The organism is Pseudoflavonifractor sp. An184 (assembly GCF_002160305.1).
GTDB classification, from domain to species: Bacteria; Bacillota; Clostridia; order Oscillospirales; family Oscillospiraceae; genus Lawsonibacter; species Lawsonibacter pullicola.
In genome coordinates this window covers 1-7,306 of sequence record NZ_NFKI01000091.1, presented here as the reverse complement: position 1 = coordinate 7,306, position 7,306 = coordinate 1, and the positions used below count along the sequence as shown (strand labels likewise).

Sequence of the window (7,306 nt, the reverse complement as noted above, 5' to 3'; positions counted from 1 at the left end):
GAGCGCCCGGAAAGGCGTATGTCTTTGCATAGGGGCCGGTCCCAGACCGGCCGCGGGCGGCCTTTGGCCGCTCACCTCATCCGTCACGCTTCGCGTGACACCTTCCCCTTTAGGGGAAGGTGCCCCCGAAGGGGGCGGATGAGGTATCCCGTGTTTCGAACCAGGCATGTTGGCTCGGCAACCCCAGGCGCGGTTGTGGAATCGCACCAACTCCAATTTTCCAAAAACCCAGGGCCCAGTGGCCCGGAAGAAATCGCAGAAAGCCACTCAGATTTTGCGCGCCGGAAATGTTTTGCCCACCCCAAGGGGTAACCTCCGTAAATGGGGTCCGGGGAAAGGCGACTATGAGCACGAAGTGCTCATCCGGAGCCGTCCCCGGCGGCGTTTTGGTGACTTTGCCGCCGTGGGCAAAGTCACTCGCCGCCCGCAGGCGGCGAAATCTCCCGCGTACAACGAGCGCAGTCCGAACCCTGTCCCCTCATCCGTCACGGCTTCGCCGTGCCGCCTTTCCCTATCCCCTCTGTCGCTTCGCGACATCTCCCCTTGACAAGGGGAGTCGGCCCCCGAGGGGAAGGCTTTTGGGGGGAGGGGCCCCGTTCGGCCCTCTGACAAAAGAAGCCGGAAGGCGGGACAGAGAAGAGGCGGCGAAATTCCCGCACTCTATATTTATTATGGTTAAAGCCGCCCCAAAGCGGTTTTAATAAAGAAGGAAGTACCCATGAAACGAACCAAATGAGAAAAAGGAGGAATCTTCAAACATGAAGAAGAGAATTCTCGCATTTGTCCTGGCTCTGGGCATGGTGCTGGGTCTGGCCGCCTGCGGCGGCGACAGCTCCAGCGCCGGCTCCGCGGGCAGCGGCAGCGCCGGCGACGGCAGCGCCGCGGCCAACCCCGCCGACTTCAAGGTGGGCGCCATCTACATCAACAAGAAGAGCGACACCGCCGGCTACACCTATGCCCACAACCACGGCATCACCACCGCCATGGAGGAGCTGGGTCTGGACCCGGACACTCAGCTGGTCGTAGTGGACGAGGTGCCTGAGGACTATGACGCCGTGGCCACCGCCGTGGACACCCTGGTGGGCGAGGACTGCGACATTATCTTCGGCATCTCCTTCGGCTATATGCAGGCCCTGGCCGACAAGGCGGAGGAGAATCCTGACGTGATGTTCTCCCACGCCACCGGCTACATGTCCAACGACACCAACTTCAACAACTACTTCGGCCGCGCCTATCAGGCCCGCTACCTGGCCGGCATCGCCGCCGGTCTGAAGAGCCTGGAGACCGGCAACAACAACGTGGGCTATGTGGCCGCCTTCGGCCGTCAGTACGCGGAGACCTCCTCCGGCATCAACGGCTTCGCCCTGGGCGTGCAGGCCGTCAACCCCGACGCCACCGTGTACGTGAAGGAGCTGGGCGCCTGGGCCGACGAGGTGAACGAGGGCGCTTTCGCCCGGGAGCTGATCCAGTCCTTCAACTGCGGCGTCATCTCCCAGCACTGCGACTCCGCGCAGCCCCAGATCGCCGCGCAGGACCTGGGCGTGTTCGGCTGCGGCTATAACTCCGACATGACCGCCGACGCGCCTCAGGCCCACCTGACCGCCGCCATCTGGAACTGGAACGTGTACTACCACACCGCCATCGAGGCCGCCATGACCTGCGGCGGCGCGGAGAACTTCGTCAACGCCATGGGCGGCCCCGCCTACTACGGCGGTCTGGCTGAGGGCTTCGTGGACGTGTCCCCCCTGAACGAGGCCACCGTGGCCCCCGGCACCGCCGAGGCCATCGAGGCTGTCCGGGAGCTGATCGTCTCCGGCGAGTGGGACGTGTTCTCCGGCACCAAGCTGCACATCACCGTGAACGATGACGGCACCGTCACCGTGGACCAGGAGGACGCCGACCTGCTGTGCGACGGCTATGAGTACGACACCACCAGCGGCACTCTGGTGGAGCGCGATCCCGTTATCGTGGCCGCCGGCGGCGCCTCCGTGGAGGACTCCGTCATCACCGGCAGCATGAACTACTTCGTCGCGGGCGTGGAGGACGCCAACTAAGGCGCTTCCCCGAGCAAATAGCGTGATTGCCCGGGCCGGCCGGAACTCCGGCCGGCCCTTACTTTTCTTGAAAGAAAAGTAAGCAAAAGAACTTTGTGCGAAGCTTCGCTTCGCCTCTGGGGAACTATCAGGTTTCGGAGGGAAAGATAGTGTGAAAGAAAACCGTCAGGGTTTTCTTTCACGTGCAATCAAGCCACGTTTCGCAGCGAAGCAAGAAACGGGGCGCAAAAGAACTTTGTGCGAAGCTGCGCTTCGCCTCTGGGGAAACTGAAAGCGTAGGGGAGGCCCTTGGGCCTCCCGCCAGGACTGGGAGTCTCTTCGTCCAACGCCGTAGGGGCGGCACACCTGGGCCGCCCGCGTTTCCCAATTTGCACACACATTCTTGGAAATCTTGTAGGGGCGACCCTTACGGTCGCCCGCCAAGGCTTCCCCCTGCCAGGGGGAAGCTGTCAGCCGGAAGGCTGACTGATGCGGGTGCGCATCTTGGTTTCATCCCCTTCTGATAACCGCTCCCTCATCCGGCCCTTCGGGCCACCTTCCCTATCCCCTCTGGCCTTCGGCCATCTCCCCTTGACAAGGGGAGTCGGCCCCCGAGGGGAAGGCTTTAGAAGGCGGGCGGCGAAGTCCCCTCCGAGACACAGGGGGGAGAAAACCAAATCACCGCGGTCCCTGCGGGAGAGCAGGCAGAGAAAAAACGCCTCTGCCCGCCGTCCCGTGTGGACTGTGAACCACAGGAGAAAGGAGTGAGGCCAATGGCAGAGCAGCCCTATGCCATTGAAATGCGGGGGATCACCAAGACCTTCGGCAGCGTCGTGGCCAACAAGGATGTGAATTTGACCCTGAAAAAGGGGGAGATCCTGGCCCTCTTGGGAGAGAACGGGTCGGGCAAGACCACGCTGATGAACATGCTCTCCGGCATCTACGCCCCGGACAAGGGGGAGATCCTGGTGGACGGGGAGCCGGCTGTCATCGCCTCTCCGGAGGACGCCAAGCGGCTGGGCATCGGCATGGTCCATCAGCACTTCAAGCTGGTGGACGTGTTCTCCGCCGCGGACAACATCTGGATGGGCAAGAGCGGAGCGGGCTTCTCCCTGGGCCGGGACCGGTACCAGGAGGTGGCCGACACCGCCAAGCGCTTCGGCTTTGATCTGGACCCCCGGAAAAAGGTGGAGAGCATGGCCGTCTCTGAGAAGCAGACGCTGGAGATCATCAAGGTGCTCTACTACGGGGCCAAGGTCATCATTCTGGACGAGCCCACCGCCGTGCTCACCGTGCAGGAGATCGAGAAGCTCTTCGGGGTCCTCCGCCGGATGAAGGAGGACGGACACTCCATCATCATCATCACCCACAAGCTCAACGAGGTGCTGGATGTGAGCGACCGGGTGGCCATCCTCCGCAAGGGGGAGTACATCGGCACCGTGGACACCGCCTCCACCAACGAGCAGGAGCTCACCGAGTACATGGTGGGCCGGAAGGTGGACCTGAACATTGACCGCCCGGTGGTGGAGAAGACCCGCCCCCTGCTGGAGATCCGGGACCTGACCATCCTCAACGACGAGGGGGCCACCGCCATCGACCACGTGAACTTCTACATCCGGGGGGGCGAGATCCTGGGGGTGGCGGGCATCGCCGGCTGCGGCCAGCGGGAGCTGTGCGAGGCCATCGCCGGCCTGCGCCCCATCCAGTCGGGACAGATGATCCACAAGGGGGACAACATCGTGGGCCTGTCCCCCAAGGCCATCCTGGACAAGGGCATCTCCATGTCCTTCATCCCCGAGGACCGGCTGGGCATGGGCCTGGCCCCGTCCCTGTCCATCACCGACAACATGCTGCTGAAAAACTACGGGGACAGCAAGGGGCCCCTGGTGGACCGGAAGCTGGGGAGAGCGGACGCGGAGCACGTGATTGAGGAGCTGGGGGTGGTCACTCCCTCCACCGAGACCCCGGTGCGCCTGCTCTCCGGCGGCAACGTGCAGAAGGTCCTGCTGGGCCGGGAGATCAAGGCGGGGCCCAACGTGCTCATCACCGCCTACCCGGTGCGGGGCCTGGACATCAACTCCTCCTACGCCATCTACCACATCCTCAACCAGCAGAAGCAGGACGGGGTGGGCATCCTCTTTGTGGGCGAGGACCTGGACGTGATGCTGGCCCTGTGCGACAAGATCATGGTCCTGTGCCACGGCCGGATGATGGGCGTGGTCCACGCCCACAAGACCAGCAAGGAGGAGCTGGGCCTGATGATGACCGGCGCTCTGGACCTGTCCAACAAGTACGAGGACAAGCCGGCGGGCATCGCAAGAGATACCAACATCGTCCCGGACCAGCCGGAGGACGAGGGAAAGGAGGCGTAAGGCGGCATGCGGTTTCATATCGTCAAGCGGGACGCGTTTCCCCTGTGGAAGCGTCTGAGCTTTTACCTGGGCGCGGTGGTCATCGCCCTGCTCCTGGGCGCCGTAGTGCTCATGGCCATCGGCGTGAATCCGGTGGACTACTACTGGCGCATGTTCACCATGGGTATGGTGGGCAACAAAATCGCCTACCGGGCCTTTGAAAACTATCTGAAGGTGTTTGTCCCCCTGGTGGTCACCTCGGTGGCCCTGTCCCTGGCCTTTAAGATGCGGTTCTGGAACATCGGGGGAGAGGGACAGTTCATTCTGGGGGCGGTGGCCGCCGCCGCCGTGGCCTTCCAGGCCGGGCCCCTGCTGCCCGAGCCGCTGACCCTGGTGCTCATGTGTCTGGCCGCCATGCTGGCCGCCGGGCTGTACGGGGTGGTCACCGCCGTCTTCAAGGTGAAGTTCGGCACCAGCGAGACCCTGCTCACCCTGATGCTCAACTATGTGGCCCTGTACTTCATCACCTTCCTGGGGGAGACCAAGGCCGCCTGGAACTTCTTCCTGGAGCCCAGCTCCGCCCGGCCCATCTTCACCAGCTTCAGCAGTCTGGCGGAGTTCCCCGGCATCCCCATCGGAAAGTTCCATCTGAACGTGTGTGTGATCCTGGCCGTCCTCATCGGCGTGGGGATCTACTTCTACTTAAAATACACCAAACACGGCTATGAGATCGCCGTGGTAGGCGACAGCATCGGCACCGCCCGGTACGCCGGCATGAAGGTGAACCGGATCATCCTGCGCACGGTGTTCCTGTCCGCCTGCCTCATCGGCCTGGCTGCCGCCTTCAAGGTGGGCACCGCCGGCATCCTGTCCACCGCCATCACCGACGACGTGGGCTGGACGGGTATCATTGTGGCCTGGCTGGCCAAGCTGAATACCGGGGTCATCTTCCTGGTGTCCGCCCTCATCGGCGTGCTCCAGTACGGCTCCGCCGCCGCCGCGGCCACCTTCGCCCAGGTGGACTCCAGCTTTGCCGACATGCTCCAGGGGGCCATCCTCTTCCTGGTGCTTGCCGCCGATTTCTTCACCCGCTTCCGGGTGGTACCGTCCGCGAAAGGGGGAAACAGCAATGGAAATGGATAAGCTGGGGGTCATTACCACCTTCCTGCACAGCATTGTGGTCTATAACATTCCGCTCCTGTACGGCACGGTGGGGGAGATCACCGTGGAGAAGTCCGGCAGCCTGAACCTGGGCGTGGAGGGCATTATGGCCGTGGGCGCCATCTTCGGCTATCTGGTGGGCTGCTGGACCAACAACCTGATCCTGGGCATCCTCACCGGATTCCTGGCCGGGGCCCTGTGCGGGCTGCTGTTTGCCGTCCTCACCGTCTCCCTCCAGGCCAACCAGAACATCACCGGCCTGACCCTCACCACCTTCGGCCTGGGCGTCTATTTCTTTGTGGGCAACGGGGTCAAGGCGGTGAGCTGGCCCGCCATGAACGACTACGCCAACATCAAAAACGGCTTTGCCGACGTCGCCATCCCCGGCCTGTCCCAGATCCCGGTGATCGGAAACGGCCTGTTCAGCCACAACGTGCTGGTCTATCTGGCGGTGGTCATCGCCCTGGTCATGTGGTGGTACATGAACCGCACCACCCCCGGCCTGCGCCTGCGGGCGGTGGGGGAGAACCCCGGGGCCGCCGACTCGGTGGGCATCAATGTGAAGTGGTACAAGTACCTGCACATCTGCCTGGGCTGCGGCATCATGGGCATCGGCGGCTACTACATGAGCCTGAACATGTCCGGCTCCTTCAACAGCAGCTGCTGGATCAACGGCTACGGCTGGATCGCGGTGGCCCTGGTCATCTTCGCCAACTGGAACCCCGCCCTGGCCATTCTGGGCACCTTCGTGTTCGGCTTCTTCAACACCCTGCGGGTGTCGGGGGGCAGCCTGGCCGCCGCCTTCCCGGACACTCTGGGCTGGCTGGGGGCGGTGCCCTCTCAGCTCTACCAGGCTCTGCCCTTTATCATCACCGCCATCGTGCTGGTGGCCACCTCCATCCGGCAGAAGGGCAGCGGGCAGCCCGCCGGACTGGGCCTCAACTACTTCCGGGAGGAGCGGTAAGCCCGCCCGTCCCAAACCCAACCTGTTTACTCCGCCGGGGCATCTGCCCCGGCGGATTTTTTCAGCAAAAGTTCAGGAAAACCGGCGCCGCCCTTGACAGGAAGATTCTACACATGTAGTATAGGAGTAGAAGATACTACGCGTGTAGGAGGGAACTGAGATGGCCAAGCTCACCGACAGCGAGTGGAAGGTGCTGAACGCCCTGTGGGCCGGAGGGCCCCAGACCCTGGGCCAGGTGCTGGAGCGGCTGGAGGGGGACACCGGCTGGAGCCGTACCACGGTGCACACCTATCTGACCCGGATGATGGGGAAGGGGCTGGTGTCCGCCGACGAACACAGCCCCAGGCGGTACTCCGCCGCCGTCACCCTGGAGGAGTGCGCCGCCCAGGAGGAGCGCAGCCTCATGGACCGGGCCTACGGGGGCTCGGCCGGAAAGCTGGCCGCCGCCTTTCTCCGCTCCGCCTCCCTCACCAGGGAGGAGCGGGACGAGCTGCGCAGGCTGCTGGACGAGATGGAGGTGTAGTATGGAAAACATCTGGATGGTTCTCCAGCAGACGGCGGCCGCCACCCTGACCGCCCTGTTCCTGCTGATTCTCCAGCGCATCTTCCTGGACAAGCTGTCCCCCCGGTGGCAGTACGGGGTGTGGCTTGTCTTGCTCCTGCGGCTGCTGGTGCCGGCGGGCTTTGGGGGCCGCCCCACCGTCCTGGACGTGACGTTCTGGGTGGAGACGCTGCGCACCCGGGTGGAGCTGGGTCTGAACTCGGCTTACAGCACGACCCCCGCGCAGTAGATCAGG

At 63.7% G+C, this 7,306-nt stretch carries 6 protein-coding genes; all 6 read left to right on the top strand.

From position 1 onward, the window contains the following. Positions 1–758: 758 nt before the first annotated feature. The 6 genes from B5F19_RS16080 to B5F19_RS16055 all read left to right on the top strand — a co-directional run bounded on the left by B5F19_RS16080 (position 759) and on the right by B5F19_RS16055 (position 7,300). On the top strand, positions 759–2,054 hold the full coding sequence (locus B5F19_RS16080) for a BMP family ABC transporter substrate-binding protein (RefSeq protein WP_087292557.1): 1,296 nt from the start codon (positions 759–761) through the stop codon (positions 2,052–2,054). A 752-nt stretch (positions 2,055–2,806) separates the two neighbouring features. Further along, complete coding sequence (locus tag B5F19_RS16075; RefSeq protein ID WP_087292554.1) at positions 2,807–4,405, top strand: ABC transporter ATP-binding protein; 1,599 nt, start codon at positions 2,807–2,809, stop codon at positions 4,403–4,405. 6 nt (positions 4,406–4,411) lie between these two features. Beyond that, entirely contained in the window at positions 4,412–5,527 is a 1,116-nt protein-coding gene (locus B5F19_RS16070; RefSeq protein WP_087292550.1) for an ABC transporter permease, read from the top strand. Further along, a complete protein-coding gene (locus tag B5F19_RS16065; RefSeq protein WP_242972854.1) occupies positions 5,514–6,509 on the top strand; it encodes an ABC transporter permease in 996 nt (331 codons plus the stop codon). The genes B5F19_RS16070 and B5F19_RS16065 overlap by 14 nt, the downstream gene beginning before the upstream one ends. Positions 6,510–6,669: 160 nt before the next feature. Then, positions 6,670–7,032 carry a BlaI/MecI/CopY family transcriptional regulator gene (locus B5F19_RS16060; RefSeq protein ID WP_087292547.1) on the top strand — a complete coding sequence of 121 codons (363 nt, stop codon included), beginning with the start codon at positions 6,670–6,672 and terminating at the stop codon, positions 7,030–7,032. Position 7,033: 1 nt separating this feature from the next. Then, entirely contained in the window at positions 7,034–7,300 is a 267-nt protein-coding gene (locus tag B5F19_RS16055) for a hypothetical protein (protein WP_087292544.1), read from the top strand. Positions 7,301–7,306: the final 6 nt, after the last annotated feature.